We start from the raw sequence: 16,843 nt of genomic DNA, 5'->3' as shown, positions 1-16,843 counted from the left end.
GTCGCAAATGCAATACGTATCCACCAATTGCACACAGCTTCTCCAAAGGAAGATTAAGTCGACGTTAACCCTCTTCCTGGCGGAGTCGAGGCTAGTCTAGAGTGAACGCGATTCGACCGGCAGTACCGCGGTTTCTTGCAAACCATGCCGGCAGTTCCGTTCATGCGTAGGCGGTATCTCCTCCGGAGCAATCGAAAAAGCTCCAGAGGCGTGAACACACTTGGCCTGTTGAAGGCCGCTTGTATTGGGGAGGACCGCACGGCATGGCCGGGCTAGGAGAGCATAAGAACGGCAGCCGAGGCGAGGCAGGCATCCTCGCAGGCTTCGTCCGCGTGCCCTTGAGCCTGACGCTTCTCTCCGGAACCTCGCAAGCGGCGCTGGCCGCCGACGAGCCCTTTCCGCTGATGGAAAAGGCCTCCGACGTCCTCGATTATCTTTACAGTTTCAATCTGCACAGCGCTGCGGCCTTCGGCCTCTTCATGGGTCTCGTGTCGCTCACCACCATCACCTCCCTGTTGCTGATGCAGGAGCGCCGCCGGTCCGCGCGGGTGGAGCGCGCCTTGCGCAAGGAGCTTGCGGCTTTGCGCGGCTCCGACGATCTCGCAACCCTGCTCATGGGCTCCGAGCGGCAATTGCTCGTGAACTGGCAAGGGCGGGATAGCGAGCCGCGTTTCCAGGGCGATCCCTCCATCATCGGCGAGGGCGCGGCCGCCCAGCGCACGCTTGCCTTCGGCACCTGGATGCAGCCGAGCGACGCGGCCGCCGCAGAAGCATCCCTCGAGCAACTGAAGCAGCGCGGCGAAGCGTTCCGCCAGGTGGCACGCACGTTGTCCAACCGCTTCATCGATGTGGAAGGCCGTACCATCGGCGGCCGCGCGATCCTGCGTCTGCGCGACGTGACCGGCGACCGCGCCGATCTTCTGAAGACACGCGCTGATCTTGCCAATGCACGCAGCGATCTGCGTTCCATGACCATGCTGCTCGACGATGTGGCTTATCCGCTCTGGATCCGCGATACGGACGACAAGCTGCTCTGGGCGAACCAAGCCTACTTACGCGCCGTTGAATCACCGAACCTCGACGATGCGATTGCTCGTTCCCTCGAGCTCTTGAGCGAACGTGCGCGTGACGACGCGCGCCGCCAGCGCAAGAGCGGAGCGACCTATGCAGCGCGCGTTACGGCCGTCGTTGCAGGCCAGCGGGCCGTGCTCGATGTGATCGAGCGCCCCACCGCCGGCGGCAGCGCCGGCATTGCGGTGGACGTGTCGGAATTGGAAGCCGTGCGCACAGATCTGCAGCGGCAGATGGATGCGCATGTGCGCACGCTCGATCAGCTCCCGACGGCGGTCGCGATCTTCGATGGATCGCAAACGCTGATCTTCAGCAACGCCGCTTATCAGCGCCTCTGGGGCTTGGATGCAGCATTCCTCTCCTCGCGTCCTACGGACAGTGAAGTGCTCGACCGTCTGCGCGCCGCGAGGAAGCTGCCGGAGCAAGCGGATTTCCGCGCGTGGAAGGCGGATTTCCTCAACGGCTATCACTCGGTCGAGCAACAGGAGACCTGGTGGCATCTGCCCGACCGCCGCACCTTGCGTGTGGTGATCAATCCCAATCCGCAGGGCGGCGTGACCTATCTGTTCGACGACGTGAGCGAGCGCTTCGAACTCGCGTCGCAGGTGAACTCGCTGACCCAGGTGCAGGGTGAAACGCTCAACACGCTCAAAGAGGGTGTGGCGGTGTTTGGCTCGGACGGACGCCTCAAGCTGCACAACCGTGCCTTCGCGGAAATGTGGAACTTGGCCCCCGAGATGCTGACGCAGAATCCGCATGTCGAAACGATCATCAGGGCTTGCCGCCTGCTGGCGCCGCAAGAGGAGCCGTGGATCGATATTCGCGGCGCAGTGGTTGGCCTCGCCGACATGCGGATGGGCCTCTCCTGCCGCATCGAGCGGCCTGACGGATCGGCGCTCGACTGCACGGCGCAACCTCTGCCCGATGGCGCGACGCTGTTGAGCTTCACCGACGTCACCGCGAGCGTGAACGTGGAACGCGCGCTCACCGAGCGCAACGAAGCGCTGGAGCGTGCCTCGCGCCTGCGCGACGAGTTCGTGCACCACGTGTCGTACGAGCTGCGCTCGCCGCTTACCAACATCATCGGCTTCACACAGTTGCTTGGCGACGAGACCGTGGGCGCGCTCAACCCCCGCCAGCGCGATTATGCGGATCACATCATGCGCTCCTCGGCTGCGCTGCTTGCGATCCTCAACGACATCCTGGATCTCGCCTCCATCGACACAGGCTCGCTGGAGCTCACGCCGGAGATCGTCGATATCCGCTCCACCATCGAGGCGGCGATGCGCGGGCTCGAGGATCGACTCGCGGAATCATCGCTCAATCTCGTCATCGATACGCCGGGTGACATCGGCACCTTCGTGGCGGATGGCAAGCGCGTGCGGCAGATCCTGTTCAATCTGCTATCGAACGCAGTGGGCTTCTCCTCGCCGGGTCAGACCATCACGGTCTCCGCCCGCAAGCGCGGCAGCGAGGTCATCTTCGAGGTGAAGGACCAGGGCCGTGGCATCCCGCCGGAGGTCAAGGCGCGCATCTTCGAGCGGTTCGAGAGCCACACATTGGGCACCCGCCACCGGGGAGTGGGCCTGGGGTTGTCCATCGTCCGCTCCTTCGTGGAGCTCCATGGCGGGCGGATCGATCTCACCTCCACGCCGGGCCAGGGCACCACGGTGACCTGCATCTTCCCCAATGACCGGCAGGAATCTCCTTCCGATGGCCGATCCGGCCCCTCCGCGCTAACTCCTATGGCTGCCGAGTAGGACCCCTGTGATGGTGAATGGATTGGCTCTTATGTCCGAGCAGGATGTCTCCCAAGTCGCATGGATCGTGACGCTTCCCGATCACGAGGCCACGGAGAATTTCGCGCGCAAGCTCGCGGAGGAATTAAAGCCCGGCGATCTCCTGACCCTCTCAGGGGGGCTCGGCGCCGGCAAGACCACCTTCGCCCGCGCGCTCGTGCGAACGCTTGCGAACGACCCGGAGCTCGAAGTCCCGAGCCCCACCTTCACCCTGATGCAGGTTTATGACGGCCCGCTCTGCCCCATCGTGCACGCGGACTTCTACCGCCTCTCCGGCGGCTATGAGCTGGTGGAGCTGGGCTGGGAGGAGCTGACGGAAAACGCCATCGCGCTCGTCGAGTGGCCAGAGCGGGCCGAGGATGCGCTGAATCCCGAGCACCTCGATATCCACCTCGATATCGGGCCCGGAGGCCGGGGCCGCATCGCCATGCTCACTGGCACCGGCGCCTTCGCCTCGCGCCTGCAGCGCATCAAGGCGTTCCGCAATCTGGTGGATCGCTGCGGCTGGTCGGATGCCGCGCGCCTGCCGATGCCGAGCGACGCCTCCGTCATCCGCTCCTACGAGCGGCTGGTGAAGCCGAACGGCGAAACCGCCCTTTTGATGATCTCGCCGCCGCGGCCCGTCGGCCCGCCCGTACGGCGCGGCAAGCCCTACACGACCATCGCAAAACTCGCCGAAACCGTTCACGCGTTTGTGGCCATGGACAAGGGTCTGCGCGCGTTGGGCTTCAGTGCGCCTTACATCTACGGTGAGGATCTCGATGCGGGTCTCCTGCTGATCGAGGATCTTGGCTCCGAACCAGTGGTCGATGAGAACGGCCCGATCCCCGAGCGTTATGCGGAGGCGACGCGCCTTCTCGTGAAGCTGCACAGCACAGAGCTGCCGCAGGTGCTGCCGGTGTCCAACGGCATCGAGCATGAGATCCCGCCCTATGATCTCGAAGCGCTGCTCATCGAGGTGGAGCTTCTTGCCGATTGGTATGTGCCGCACATCATCGGCACGCAGCTCTCCGGCTCCGCGCGCGCGGAATTCGTCAATCTCTGGACGGAAGCCTTGGGTGAAATTCTCGCAGGCCCCGTCACCTGGATCTTGCGCGATTACCACTCGCCCAACCTCATCTGGATGCCCGAGCGCGAGGGACTGCAGCGCGTGGGCCTCATCGACTTCCAGGACGCGGTGCTGGGCTCGCCGGCCTATGATGTCGCCTCTCTCCTGCAGGATGCGCGCATAACCGTGCCGGCGGATCTGGAGCTGAAGCTCATCGGCCTTTATGCCCGCGAGCGCAAAGCGGCCGATCCCGATTTCGACGTCTCGGGCTTTGCCCGCGCCTACGCGATCATGGCGACGCAGCGCGCCACGAAGATCCTCGGCATCTTTGCGCGCCTCGACCGGCGCGACGGCAAGCCGCATTATCTGAAGCATCTGCCGCGGATTGAGGCCTATCTCACCCGCAACCTCGCGCATCCGGCCTTGGGCAGGCTCAAGGTCTGGTATGAGACTTATCTGCCGCGCCTCATTCCGCTCGAGGATGAGACGCCCCCTTCTTGAGCGATTTTCAGTGCACCAGTTTTTCAGAGCACCTTGCGCCATCACCCCGAGCCTCATCCTGAGGAGGATTGCGCCAGCAATCCGTCTCGAAGGACGAGGCGTTTCCAGTACTCTCTGGATCCTCCTTCGAGACGCCGCTTCGCGGCTCCTCAGATGAGGGAGGTGCTGTAATGAGCACTCTTCCAAACAAGCCCCACACCGCCATCGTCCTTGCTGCGGGCCTCGGCAAGCGCATGCTCCCGATCACGGCGACCATGCCCAAGCCCCTCGTGAAGGTGGCGGGGCAAAGCCTGATCGATTTCGCCCTCGACAAGCTGCATGAAGCCGGCATCGGGAAGGTGATCGTGAACGTGCACCACTTCGCAGACATGCTGGAAGGCCATCTGCGCACCCGCACTTTTCCGCAGATCGTGATTTCTGACGAGCGGCCTCAGCTTCTCGAAACCGGCGGCGGCGTGAAGAAGGCGCTGCCGCTGTTGGGAAACGATCCCTTCATCACCTTCAATTCCGATTCCATGTGGATCGAGGGCGAGGAGCCGAATCTGAAGCGCCTCGTGGCGGCCTGGGATGCTGAGCGCATGGACATCCTGATGCTTGTCGCCCCGTTATCCACAAGTGTTGGCTATGAGGGGCGCGGCGACTTTCACTGCGATGCGGATGGCCGCCTGCACCGTCGTGGAGACGACCCCAGTGCGGATTTCGTCTACGCAGGTGTGGCCGTCGTGAAGCCGGAACTGGTTGTCGGAACGCCCGAGGGAGCCTTCTCGGCCAACGCTTTCTACGACCGCGCCATCGCGAAAGGACGCCTCTACGGCTTGCCTCTGACGGGGCAATGGCTGCATGTTGGAGAGCCTCACACGATCGATGAGGCAGAAAAGTGCCTTGCCGCCAGCAAGCGATGAGGTTTTGTCTTGTCGAGCATGATCCGGAAAAGTGGGAACGGGTTTTCCAACAAGATCATGCATGATCTTAAAGATGCGCCGCGCGTCTTTTCGATTCCTCCGGGTTGCGCCTTCCTGCCGACCCTGGTGGACGCGCTGCTCGAAGGCCAGCTCGTCGGCCCGCTCTCCGATGATCCCGCAGCACTCGCCGACGTCACCATCTACGTTCCGACCCGCCGTGCCACCCGCGCGCTGATCGCGCTGCTGGCTGAGCGCGGCGCAGGCCGCGCGCAACTTTTGCCGCGCATCGTGCCCTTGGGCGAAACGGACGAAGCCGAATTCGAGCTGACGGGGCTGGAAGGCACGCCCTTTGCAGAAGCCGCCAGCCTGAAGCCACCCATTCCACCGCTGGAGCGTCGCCTCATTCTCACGCGCCTCGTGCAGCGCTGGTCGGCCGAAGTGGATCGCGCGCTGCTGCAGCTCGGCCCCGAAGTGCCCTTCATGGTGCCTGCTTCGCCTGCCGATGCCGTAAACCTCGCAGGTGATCTCGAAACACTGATGGATGCCTTCACGACGGAGGGCATCGACTGGCATGCCCTCGAACTCGCGGTTGATTCCGACTACTCGAAGTATTTCGAGATTACGCGCCACTTCGTGCAGATCGCGAGCGAGAACTGGCCGAAGATCCTGGCTGAGCGCCAAGCGAGCGACCCGGCTCAAAGACGCACCGCCCTGATCGAGGCGGAAGCGCGCCGCCTCACCCGCGAACGGCCAGAGAACCCCATCATCGTCGCAGGCTCCACCGGCTCCGTGCCTGCGACCGCGCATCTGATGGCGACCATCGCGCGCCTGCCGCGCGGCGCCATCGTGCTGCCTGGCCTCGACACGGATCTCGATGACGAGAGCTGGTCCGCCATCGGCGGCGTTGGCGACGACGAGACCGATCCGGTTCACGGCCACCCGCAGGCTTCGCTCCGCCGCCTGATGGACAGGCACCTGCGCCTCCCGCGCTCCGCCGTCACCATCCTCGGTGAGCTGCCGGACCAGGCGCGTGCGCGCAACCGGCTTCTCTCGGAGACGCTTCGCCCCGCAGACACCACGGATCGCTGGGCGCTCATCACGCCCGACGAGCGTTTGGCGATGAGCCGCACCGGCTGCGAGGGGCTCACCATCATCGAGGCCATGGACGAGCGCGAGGAGGCGTTTGCCATCGCGATCGCCCTGCGCGAAACACTCGTGCATCCCGACAAGACCGCAGCACTCGTCACGCCTGACCGCGCACTGGCCGCACGCGTGACGGCGGAGCTCGCCCGCTGGGGATTGAGCGTGGAGGATTCAGCGGGCATTCCGCTCGCCGATACGCCCGCAGGACGTCTCGCACGCCTGACGGCGGAAGCCGCAGCCGATGATCTGAGCCCCGTGCGAGTGCTCTCGCTGCTCGCGCATCCGCTGGTGCGTCTGGGCTTCCCGCGCGCCATCATCGAACATGCGGCGGGCGTTCTCGAAATCGGCGTGCTGCGCGGCCCCGCGCCCGCACCGGGCATCGAAGGCATGCGCGCAGCCCTCGCAACGCGTCGCACGGAAAAGGACCGTCGCACGCCGCGTCCCCGCGCGCGCCTGACCGGTGCGGATTGGGACCTTGCCGACACGCTGCTGCAGCGTTTGGGTCTTGCCTTCCAGACCTTCACGCCTGCCGTCTATGGCGAGGAGCGCATCGACCTCATGGCCCTGGTGGAACACCACCGGCGCGCTTTCGAGCTGCTCTGCGCGGGGCCTGAGGATGAGGTGGGAGCGGGCGAACCTTCGCTCGAACCGCTTGCCGCCCTCTTCGACGATCTCGAGAACTCGGACATTCGCGAAGAGGAAGGCCATCCGCTCGAGGGTCGCTTCGTCGATTACCCCTCCTTCTTCGCCGCGCTCGCCAAGCAGCGCTCTTTGAGCCCCTCGCCGCGCTCCACGCATCGCCGTATGAAAATCCTTGGCCTCCTCGAAGCACGCCTTCTCTCGGTCGACCGGGTCGTGCTCGGCGGGCTGGATGAAGGCACGTGGCCGCCGCGCACGGTCACGGATGCGTTCCTCAACCGGCCGATGCGTGCCCGCGTCGGCCTGATGCCGCCGGAGCGGCGCATCGGCCAGACGGCGCATGACTTCGTGCAGGCGCTCGGCACCCATGACGTGGTGATCACGCGCGCGCAGAAACGCGACGGCTCGCCCATGGTGCCCTCGCGCTTCCTGCAGCGTCTCAAGGCTTTTACCGGCAAGGAGGTGTGGGAGCGCATGGTGAAGGCGGGCGAGTACTACCGCCGCCTCGCACGCACGCTCGACACGCCGGAACCCGCCCCGCCCTTAGCCCGCCCGCGCCCGAAGCCCGATCCTGCGCTCTTCCCGCGTTCGTTGAGCGTCACGGAAGTCGAGACGCTGGTGCGCGATCCCTATTCCATCTTCGCGCGCCACGTCCTGAAGCTCGATGCGTTGGAAGCGATCGCCATCGCGCCGAGTGCTGCCGATCGCGGCACGATCATTCACGATGTCGTCGGTCAATTCGCCGAGCGGTTCCCGAAGGACCTGCCCGCTCATGCGCAGGAAATTCTGCTGGGCCTCGGCGAGGACGCTTTCACCGAGATCGCGGAGGCCTATCCCGAGCTCTATGCCGAGTGGTGGCCGCGCTTCGAGCGGCTTGCCATCGCGTTCCTGGATTGGGAGCAGCAGCGTCGCCCGGATATTCTGGAAGTTTACGCCGAGCGCTCGGGCCGATTGTCGATTCCGCTCCCTGATGGCTCGATCTTCAATCTTCGCGCCCGCGCGGACCGCATCGAACATCGCCGCGACGGCGGCTTCACCATCATCGATTTCAAGACCGGGCAGCCGCCGGGCGTGCGCGAGGTCTATGCCGGCTTCTCGCCGCAGCTGACGCTCGAAGCCGTGATGCTGATGAAGGGCGCCTTCAAGGGCCTTCCGATGGCAAAGGAAACGCCGGACCTCGTCTACGTTCACACCACCGGCGGGCGCGAGCCGATCAAGCCTCGTCAGATTGAGCCAGGGCGCAACGAGGAGCGCTCCGTTGCCGAGATCGTCGAGGAACATCGCCGCCGCTTCGAGGGCATGATCGCGCGTTTCGTGAAGGGCGAGGCGGCCTATGTCTCGCGGCCCTTCCCGAAATATGCGCGGCGCTTCTCCGAATACGATCATCTGGCGCGCGTGAAGGAATGGTCGCTGGCGAGCGCCGGCGGGGCTGAGGGCGGCGAATGAGCAACGATCTCGTCATTCCCGATTACACCAAGGAAGCGCAGCGCCGCGCGGCGAACCCGCGTGCTTCGGCCTGGGTGTCCGCCAATGCGGGCGCAGGCAAGACGAAGGTGCTCACCGACCGCGTGGTGCGCCTGCTGCTCGCAGGCTCGCTTCCGGGGCGCATCTTATGCCTCACCTTCACCAAGGCCGCCGCTGCCAACATGGCCATCCGCGTGTTCGAGCGGCTGGGACGCTGGGTGACGATGGACGAGGAAAGCCTCGTTGCCGAACTCACGGAACTCGAAGGCCAGAGGCCCACACGCCAACAGGTGAAGCTCGCTCGCACGCTCTTCGCGCGCGCCGTGGAAACGCCGGGTGGCCTGAAGATCGACACGATTCACGCCTTCTGCGAGCGCCTGCTGCATCTCGTGCCCTTCGAGGCCAATGTGCCCGCGCGCTTTGCCGTGCTGGACGAGAGCCAGACCGACGAGATGCTGGCGCAGGCGGTGAAGAACGTGCTGGCGGATGCCTCCAACGGCAATTTCCCTCACCTGAAGGATGCGCTCGACATCATCAGCGTCGATGCGGTGGGCGATGCGCTGACCTCCGCCCTCAACGCGGCGCTCCGCTGCAAGAACTTCCTGCACGATCCCAAAGGCATCGCGCGTCTGCGCCAGGAGCTTGGTCTCAAGCATGATGAGACGCTGATGAGCATCGAGCAGGCGATACTGGAAGGTGGGCTCACGCCGGAAAACTGGCCAGCCATCTCACAGGACCTGATGACGGGTAAAGCCACCGATCAGGAGCGGGCCGAAGCCTTCATCGCTGCCGCCAATGCCGTCGAGCCTGCCGAGAAGCTGAAGCACTACCTCTCGATCTTCCTCAAGGAATCTGACGGCCTGCCGCGCGCGGAATCGCGCCTCGTCACCAAGTCTGTCGATCCCGTCCTGAAGGAGCGGTTGCTCGACGAGCAAAGCCGCATCTGGAATCTCATGGACAAGCGCAAGGCCGCGCGCGCCGTGGAACGCACGCAGGCGCTGTTCCTGCTCGCCGCCGAAATCCATGACCGCGTCGAGCAGACGAAGATGCGGCTCGGCGCGCTCGATTTCCAGGACCTCATCGACAGGACGCTGGCGCTGCTCTCGCGCGGCGACACGGCCTGGGTGCTCTACAAGCTCGATCGCGGCATCGACCATGTGCTGGTCGACGAGGCGCAGGACACGAACCCGGAGCAATGGGAGATCCTGCGTAAGATCACGGAGGATTTCACCGCAGGCCAAGGCGCCGCCGGCATGCGCATCCGCACGCTTTTCGCGGTCGGCGATCCCAAGCAGTCGATCTACGGCTTCCAGGGCGCCGCTCCGCAGGAATTCGAATCCACCCGCCGCGACTGGTCGAAGAAGGTGCGCGAAGCGGATCTCCTGTTCGAGGACGTGTCGCTCACCATGTCCTTCCGCTCAGCGAAAGCCGTGCTGTCGGCGGTCGACGCCACCTTTGCAGTGGAGAAGAACTTCAAGGGCCTCTCCTTCGAGGACAAGGCGGTGGGCACCGTGCACGAAAGCGCCCGTCCGCATGCGCCGGGCCTTGTGGAATTGTGGCCCACCGAAACGCCCGCCGATGAGGAAGAGCCGGAAGCCTGGGTGCTTCCCGTCGACGAGCCCGAGCAGCAATCGCCCCCCGTTGTCCTCGCTCGGCGCGTCGCGCAGGCCGTGAAGTGCTGGACCACCAAGGGCGATGAGAACGGCCGCGTGTGGACGGCGGGCGACGTGCTGGTGCTCGTGCGCAAGCGTGGTGTCGCTTTCGAGGCGGTGATCCGCGCGTTGAAGGAAGCGGGCGTGCCGGTGGCGGGCGCGGACCGGCTCAATATCGGCGAGCACATCGCCGTGCTCGATCTCGTGGCGGCTGGCCGCGCGGCGCTGCTGCCGGATGACGACCTGACGCTCGCCACCGCGTTGAAATCACCGCTCGTCGGCCTCACCGATGACGATCTCATCCGCATCGCCGCCGACCGCGCGGACGACGAGTCGTTGCATGCGGCGTTGCAGCGTCATGCCGAGACAGGTGATGCGAAAGCGAAGCGTGGTTGCGAGGCGCTGCAGGCGTGGCGCGAACTCGCCGCACAGCACGGCCCCTTCGGCTTCTTCGCCACATTGCTCGGACCTCGTGGTGGACGCTCGCAGCTTGTCGCTCGTCTCGGCAGTGAGGCGGGTGACGCCATCGACGCTTTCCTCTGCTTCGCGCATCAATCGGAAATGACGGAGACGCCTTCGCTCACCGTCTTCCTCAACCGCTTCGAATCCGCCTCGCACTCCATCAAGCGCGATCTCGACTCGGTGAACAACGAAGTGCGCGTGATGACGGTGCACGGAGCGAAAGGCTTGGAGGCATCCGTCGTCATTCTCATCGACGGCTGCGAGGTGCTGGGCCGCGATCCGCCGCTGCTGCAACTGCAGACCAGGACGGGTGAGACGATTCCAGTCTGGGCGCCGGGCAAGAGCGGCGATTGCAGCGTGATGGAAGAGGCTCGCGGTCTTCTGCATGCGAAAGGCTACGAGGAGCACAACCGTCTGCTCTACGTCGCGATGACGCGCGCGAAGGACCGGCTGGTGATCGCGCCCTATCTCACAGGCCGCAAGGACTCGCCGCAGGAAGCCTGGTGCGAGATGATCCGTCATGGGCTCGTCGAAAAGGCAGGCGGCCTGGAGCGCAGCGAAGCGCCTTACGGACCCATCGACCTCTGGCGCGAAGGTTCGCCGCTCGCGCGCACGCTCGCCGCCGAATCGGACATCGCGCCGCTCGAACCCTTCGAGGTGCCGGATTGGCTCACCCTTCCCGCAAAGCCAGAGCCTGAGCCCCTGCCCCCGATCCGTCCGTCGAGCGCGCTGGGAGCCGCCGAGCGCATGACGCGGCCGGGCGATGGCCCCTATGCCCCCGAGGCCCGGCTTCGCGGGACCCTGGTCCATGCCTTGCTGGAACGCCTGCCGGCACTCGGCGCCGAGCATCGGGAAACCATGGCGCGCGCCTATGTGCGGGCCCGAGCGCCGCGTCTTCCCGCGGAGGTCCGCGAATCGGTCATCGCCAATGCGCTCGACGTTCTGGAGCATGAGGGTCTGCAGGCCCTGTTCGGGCCGGGCTCCCGGGCCGAGGCTCCGATTGCCGGCAAGGTGCTGACTGTTCGAGGAGAGCTCATGGTCTCCGGTCAGATCGACCGCCTGGCCGTGCTGGAGAACGAGGTCCTGGTGGCGGATTTCAAGACGACCGCACGGGCGCTTAAAGCCGGTCAGCCGCCGCCTCAATCCTACGTGGCCCAGCTTGCCCTTTACCGAACACTTCTCTCCGAGATCTATCCGGACAAGCGTATTCGCACCTTCCTGGTCTGGACCGCGGGGCCGGTCATCCATGAGCTGATGGAACCGGACCTGGAATCGGCTCTTACCCTCATCAAAGCGGCGTGAGGGAAATAGCCCTTGCTTGATTCCCGAAACCGCCGTTCTTACCTTAGCGCATCGTGCGGAAAAGTGGTCCCGGTTTTCCGCCCCGGACGATGCGCTCTGTTCAGGAGAGAGCATCGGATGGGCCCCCAAAAGTGGTTTCCACTTTTGGGTCCGATGCTCTAGCCCTATCGTCGAGCGGCTCGGGTTGAGTCGCTGTATCAAAATTCAAAGGTGATGTGATGGCGACCTTCAAGGTGACCGACGCAAGCTTCGCGCAGGACGTCCTGCAATCCTCCGAGCCCGTCGTGGTCGATTTCTGGGCCGAATGGTGCGGCCCCTGCCGCATGATCGGCCCGGCTTTGGAAGAGATTTCCAACGAGATGGCCGGCAAGGTGAAGATCGCGAAGGTGAATGTGGACGAGAACCCGCAGATCGCGTCGCAGCTCGGCATCCGCTCGATCCCGGCGCTCATGATGTTCAAGGGCGGTCAGGTGGTGGCCCAGAAGATCGGCGCTGCCCCCAAGGGCGACCTCACCAAGTGGATCCAGGCTTCGGCCTGATCGGTCGAAGAGTTCGAGAGACACGGAAGGGGCCTCACGGCCCCTTTTTGCTGTCTCGCTTGATGGATCCTACTCCGCCGTCGTGGGATCGATCACAGTGCGGACCCGCGAGATGCGATCTGCCGGGAAGCCGCCGCGTTTTGCATGCTCGCGAATCATGTCCTCATTCGGCGCGCGGTAGATGCAGTAGATCTTGTCGTCCGTGACGTAGCTGTGGACCCATTGGATCTCGGGCCCGAGATCACGCAGAACCCCGCACGAGGTCTGAGACGCTCCTTTCAGATCTTCAGCGGATGCGTTGCCCACGCCGGGCATGTCTCGTTCGATAACGAACTGCGGCATGATCGTCTCGCCGGGCATGCCGGCGCCTCCCTGATCAGTCCGGATCGTCTCCGGACGCGAAGGAGGTTCTGCCTCAAGGCTCGGATTGGCAAATGCGCAAAGGGACTATCCGGGCTGCAGCGCGTACGAAGATCCGGCCTAGCGCATCGTGCGGAAAACCGGGTCCGCTTTTTAAGCACGATGCGCCGTTTAAAAAGGGAGCATCGAATGATGCCCAAAAGTGGATCCCACTTTTGGGGTTCGATGCTCTAGGCGAGTGCGTCTGGGGCCATGTAGATGATTTCCCAGATGTGCCCGTCGAGGTCACTGAAGCTGCGCCCGAACATGAAGCCGTGATCTTCCGGCTCGCGCACTTCCCTGCCGCCCTGCGCCAAGGCCCTGTCCACGAGCTGATTGACCCGCGCCCTGCTCTCCACGGAAAGAGAAGTGAGCATCTCGGCCATCCTGGAGGCATCGGCAACAGGCTTTCGGGCGAATTCCCGGAACTTCGCCTCGGTCAGCAGCATGGCGAAGATATTGTCCGCGATCACGATGCAGGCGGCGCTCTCATCAGAGAATTCGGGATTGAGGCCAAAGCCCATGGCTTTGAAAAAGCGCACCGACCGCTGAAGATCCTTCACCGGCAGGTTGACGTAGATTTTGGTGGCCATGGCCGCTTTCCTATTCAGGCAGCGTTCCATTGGCTGCCAGCACCTCTCCTGCCAGATAGAGCGAGCCGCAGATCAGGACACGGGGCGGACGATCCCAAACGTAGTTGTGGAGCGAGGCGAGCGCGGATTCGACGCTCGGCGCGACGGAGGTGGTCAGCCCCACGCTTCCCGCAATCGCCGCCACCTCCTCCGCCGGGCGCGCCGCGATCTGGCCCGAGATCGGCACCGCGATCACCTCGCGCGCAAGGCCCGAAAAGTTCTTGAAGAAGGCTCGGGCGTCCTTGGTGCCGAGCATGCCGGTGATCAGCACGAGCGGCGCATCGGAGCGCTCGCTCTGATCGGCCATGGCGGCTGCGAGCACACGGCCACCATCGGGATTGTGCCCGCCATCGAGCCACAACTCGCAGCCTTCGGGCGCGACCTCCGGCAGGCGGCCTTTCGAGAGACGCTGCAAACGTCCGGGCCATTCGGCGCGGGTGAGGCCTGCCTCGAAGGCCGAAGTCTCGAATTTCTCGAACCCTGCTGCACGCAAAGCCGCGATAGCCGTGCCGGCATTCGTGAACTGATGCCGCCCGACGAGCTTGGGGCGCGGCAGATCGAGCAGACCCTTCTCGTCCTGATAGACGAGGCGGCCGCCCTCCTCATGAACGGAGAAATCCTGCTGGCCGACGAGCACAGGCGACGCGCCGATGCGCTCCGCCTCGCTGACAAGGGTCTGATCGGCTTCCACGTAATCCTGCGGCGCGATGATCGCCGGACAGCCGCGCTTGAAGATGCCCGCCTTTTCCCTGGCAATCGCCTGCAAGGTCGTACCGAGATATTCCGCGTGATCGTGACCGATGGGCGTGACGACGGCAGCCGCGGGCTTGTCGATGACATTCGTCGCGTCGAAGCGTCCGCCCAATCCCACTTCGAGCAGCAGAACGTCGGCAGGCTCTTCCGCGAAGATGAGGAGCGCCGCAGCGGTGGTGATCTCGAACACCGTGATCGGTTCGCCCGCATTCACCGCCTCACAGCGGCGGAAGGCCTCGACGAGGCGATCCTCGCTCACATATTGTCCGCCACCACTGAGCCGCCCGAGGCGAATACGCTCATGAAAGCGCACGAGATGGGGCGAGGTATAGACGTGAACGGCAAGGCCCGCGCTTTCCAGGATCGCCCGCATGAAGGCGATGGTGGAGCCCTTGCCGTTGGTGCCCGCCACGTGGATCACAGGCGGCAGACGGCGCTCAGGGTTTCCGAGCTGCTTCAAGAGCCGCTGAATGCGCCCGAGCGACAGATCGATGGTCTTCGGGTGCAGGGCGAGAAAGCGCGCGATCAGCGCATCGGAGGAGTCCAACGCCCTGTCCTCGCTTACTCGGCCGCAGCCGCAACATCGGTCGTGGTCGTGCTTGCCGTCGGAGCAGCCGACGGAGCCTTCATGAACAGACGCGAGAGACGGGCAATCGTCGACTTCAGGTCATGGCGGTGCACCACCATGTCCACCATGCCGTGCTCCTTCAGGTACTCGGAGCGCTGGAAGCCGTCGGGCAGCTTCTCGCGGATGGTCTGCTCGATCACGCGCGGCCCGGCAAAGCCGATCAGCGCGCCGGGCTCGGCGAGATGCACATCGCCCAGCATCGCGTAGGACGCGGTGACGCCGCCGGTGGTCGGGTTCGTCAACACGACGATGTAGGGCAGGCGCGCATCGCGCAGGCGGCGGATCGCCACCGTGGTGCGCGGCATCTGCATGAGGGAGAGAATGCCCTCCTGCATGCGCGCGCCGCCGGAACCGGCGAAGAGCACGTAAGGCGTCTTCTTGTCGAGCGCGGTTTCAGCACCCTTGATGAAGGCCTCGCCCGCCGCCATGCCGAGCGAGCCGCCCATGAAGCCGAAATCCTGCACGGCGATGGTCATCGGCAGCTCCTCGACGCGGCCGAAGCCGACCTTGAAGGCATCCTGCTGGCCGGTCTTGGCGCGGGCATCCTTCAGGCGGTCGATATACTTCTTCTCGTCGCGGAACTTCAGCGGATCGACGGCCACCTCGGGCAGCGCCACATCGAGCCAGGTGCCGCCGTCGAACATGAGGGCTAAGCGCTGCGCGGCGGAAATCCGCATGTGATGGTTGGAGCCGGGGATCACCCACTGGTTCGCCTCCACGTCCTTGTGGAACACGACCTGTCCCGTATCCGGGCACTTGATCCAGAGATTGTCCGGCGTCTCGCGCTTGAAGAGCGTCTTGATCTTCGGACGGACGACTTCGGAAATCCAGTTCATCGTTTACTTCCTTTCAGAGGCGCTTCTCGAGCCCTCATCCTGAGGAGGACCGGCAGGTCCGTCTCGAAGGACGAGGGCGTCTCCAGCGCCCACTGGATCATCCTTCGAGACGCAGACTTCGTCTGCTCCTCAGGATGAGGTCCTTTGCTATTCCTTACGCGGCTGCGCGCTTCGACACCGAACGCACGCCCTCGCTCAATTCCTTCACCAGGGCGGTGACGGCTTCGACCGTGCGCGAGGTGGCACGGTCCTCGGCGTCAAGCGTTCCCCTCAGTACGTCGATGAGGGCCGAGCCCACCACCACGCCGTCGGCGCCCCTGGCCACCGCCGCCGCATGCGCACCACTCTTCACGCCGAAGCCCACCACGACCGGGAGAGGCGTGTGATGCTTGATGCGCTCCACCGCCGAGGCGACCTTGCCGAAATCCGGGGTCGCGGCGCCGGTGATGCCGGTAATGGAAACGTAATAAACGAACCCAGCCGTGTTGGCGAGCACCACCGGAAGGCGCTTGTCGTCCGTGGTCGGAGTCGCAAGGCGAATGAAGGCAAGGCCCGCCTTGAGGGCCGGGAGGCACAGCTCGTCATCCTCCTCCGGCGGAAGATCCACCACGATCAGGCCGTCGACGCCGGCGTCCTTGGCATCGGCGAGGAAGCGGTCCACGCCGTAGACGAAGATCGGGTTGAAATAGCCCATGAGGATCACGGGCGTGTCCTGGTCCTCGGCCCGGAAGCGGCGGATGAGGTCGAGGGTCTTCACCGTGTCCTGACCGACCTTCAGGGCCCTCAGGCCCGCCGCCTGGATCGCCGGGCCGTCGGCCATGGGATCGGTGAAGGGCAGGCCGAACTCCACGATATCCGCGCCGGCCTTCGGCAGGCTCTTGAGGATGGCCAGCGAGGTCTCCGGATCCGGGTCGCCCGCCATCACATAGGTGACGAGAGCGGCGCGGCCTTCCGCACGGCATTGTTCAAAACGGGCTTCGATGCGCTTGGTCATGGGCGGGGTGTTTAGCACGGGAATAAGGGGTGTGGACAGAGATGTTGGAGCCGCCTTGGACGAAAGCGGCTTCGGCAAA

The 16,843-nt window shown here is 64.7% G+C and carries 11 protein-coding genes; 6 read left to right on the top strand and 5 right to left on the bottom strand.

Features of this window, described 5'->3' with window-relative positions:
* The first annotated feature begins 263 nt into the window (after nt 1–263).
* From DC522_RS07585 to trxA, 6 genes are all read left to right on the top strand, one after another.
* The gene (locus tag DC522_RS07585; RefSeq protein ID WP_245444035.1) at nt 264–2,831 is read left to right on the top strand and encodes a PAS domain-containing sensor histidine kinase; all 2,568 of its coding nucleotides are present in this window, start codon (nt 264–266) and stop codon (nt 2,829–2,831) included.
* A gap of 31 nt (nt 2,832–2,862) precedes the next feature.
* A complete protein-coding gene (gene tsaE / locus DC522_RS07580) occupies nt 2,863–4,419 on the top strand; it encodes a tRNA (adenosine(37)-N6)-threonylcarbamoyltransferase complex ATPase subunit type 1 TsaE (protein WP_245444034.1) in 1,557 nt (518 codons plus the stop codon).
* Nucleotides 4,420–4,589: 170 nt separating this feature from the next.
* On the top strand, nt 4,590–5,321 hold the full coding sequence (locus tag DC522_RS07575; protein ID WP_116528094.1) for a nucleotidyltransferase family protein: 732 nt from the start codon (nt 4,590–4,592) through the stop codon (nt 5,319–5,321).
* A 57-nt stretch (nt 5,322–5,378) separates the two neighbouring features.
* Nucleotides 5,379–8,549: a double-strand break repair protein AddB gene (addB, locus tag DC522_RS07570; RefSeq protein WP_165820089.1), complete on the top strand. Its 3,171-nt coding sequence runs from the start codon at nt 5,379–5,381 to the stop codon at nt 8,547–8,549.
* The gene (gene addA, locus DC522_RS07565) at nt 8,546–11,983 is read left to right on the top strand and encodes a double-strand break repair helicase AddA (protein ID WP_116528092.1); all 3,438 of its coding nucleotides are present in this window, start codon (nt 8,546–8,548) and stop codon (nt 11,981–11,983) included. Before addB ends, addA begins: the two co-directional genes overlap by 4 nt.
* Before the next feature lie 218 nt (nt 11,984–12,201).
* Nucleotides 12,202–12,522, top strand: a complete 321-nt coding sequence (gene trxA, locus DC522_RS07560; protein WP_047188131.1) for a thioredoxin — start codon at nt 12,202–12,204, stop codon at nt 12,520–12,522.
* A 69-nt stretch (nt 12,523–12,591) separates the two neighbouring features.
* Here the strand turns inward: trxA and DC522_RS07555 are convergent, their stop codons facing one another.
* From DC522_RS07555 to trpA, 5 genes are all read right to left on the bottom strand, one after another.
* The gene (locus DC522_RS07555; RefSeq protein WP_245444033.1) at nt 12,592–12,882 is read right to left on the bottom strand and encodes a DUF4242 domain-containing protein; all 291 of its coding nucleotides are present in this window, start codon (nt 12,880–12,882) and stop codon (nt 12,592–12,594) included.
* Between the two features lie 230 nt (nt 12,883–13,112).
* Complete coding sequence (locus DC522_RS07550) at nt 13,113–13,514, bottom strand: VOC family protein (RefSeq protein ID WP_116528091.1); 402 nt, start codon at nt 13,512–13,514, stop codon at nt 13,113–13,115.
* A 10-nt stretch (nt 13,515–13,524) separates the two neighbouring features.
* The gene (locus DC522_RS07545) at nt 13,525–14,853 is read right to left on the bottom strand and encodes a folylpolyglutamate synthase/dihydrofolate synthase family protein (RefSeq protein ID WP_116528090.1); all 1,329 of its coding nucleotides are present in this window, start codon (nt 14,851–14,853) and stop codon (nt 13,525–13,527) included.
* A gap of 14 nt (nt 14,854–14,867) precedes the next feature.
* On the bottom strand, nt 14,868–15,770 hold the full coding sequence (gene accD, locus DC522_RS07540) for an acetyl-CoA carboxylase, carboxyltransferase subunit beta (protein ID WP_116528089.1): 903 nt from the start codon (nt 15,768–15,770) through the stop codon (nt 14,868–14,870).
* Nucleotides 15,771–15,924: 154 nt separating this feature from the next.
* Nucleotides 15,925–16,764: a tryptophan synthase subunit alpha gene (gene trpA, locus DC522_RS07535; protein ID WP_116528147.1), complete on the bottom strand. Its 840-nt coding sequence runs from the start codon at nt 16,762–16,764 to the stop codon at nt 15,925–15,927.
* Nucleotides 16,765–16,843: the final 79 nt, after the last annotated feature.

This window comes from Microvirga sp. KLBC 81 (assembly GCF_003075415.1).
GTDB lineage: Bacteria > Pseudomonadota > Alphaproteobacteria > Rhizobiales > Beijerinckiaceae > Microvirga.
The sequence above is the reverse complement of the archived record's forward strand: the minus strand, read 5'-3'. Positions and strand labels throughout refer to the sequence as shown.

Coding starts and splice junctions, on each gene's coding strand:
- addB (WP_165820089.1), top strand. CDS start 5,379: ATGCATGATCTTAAAGATGCGCCGCGCGTCTTTTCGATTCCTCCGGGT.
- trxA (WP_047188131.1), top strand. CDS start 12,202: ATGGCGACCTTCAAGGTGACCGACGCAAGCTTCGCGCAGGACGTCCTG.
- trpA (WP_116528147.1), bottom strand. CDS start 16,764: ATGACCAAGCGCATCGAAGCCCGTTTTGAACAATGCCGTGCGGAAGGC.
- DC522_RS07575 (WP_116528094.1), top strand. CDS start 4,590: ATGAGCACTCTTCCAAACAAGCCCCACACCGCCATCGTCCTTGCTGCG.
- tsaE (WP_245444034.1), top strand. CDS start 2,863: ATGTCCGAGCAGGATGTCTCCCAAGTCGCATGGATCGTGACGCTTCCC.
- DC522_RS07585 (WP_245444035.1), top strand. CDS start 264: ATGGCCGGGCTAGGAGAGCATAAGAACGGCAGCCGAGGCGAGGCAGGC.
- DC522_RS07550 (WP_116528091.1), bottom strand. CDS start 13,514: ATGGCCACCAAAATCTACGTCAACCTGCCGGTGAAGGATCTTCAGCGG.
- DC522_RS07555 (WP_245444033.1), bottom strand. CDS start 12,882: ATGCCCGGCGAGACGATCATGCCGCAGTTCGTTATCGAACGAGACATG.
- addA (WP_116528092.1), top strand. CDS start 8,546: ATGAGCAACGATCTCGTCATTCCCGATTACACCAAGGAAGCGCAGCGC.
- accD (WP_116528089.1), bottom strand. CDS start 15,770: ATGAACTGGATTTCCGAAGTCGTCCGTCCGAAGATCAAGACGCTCTTC.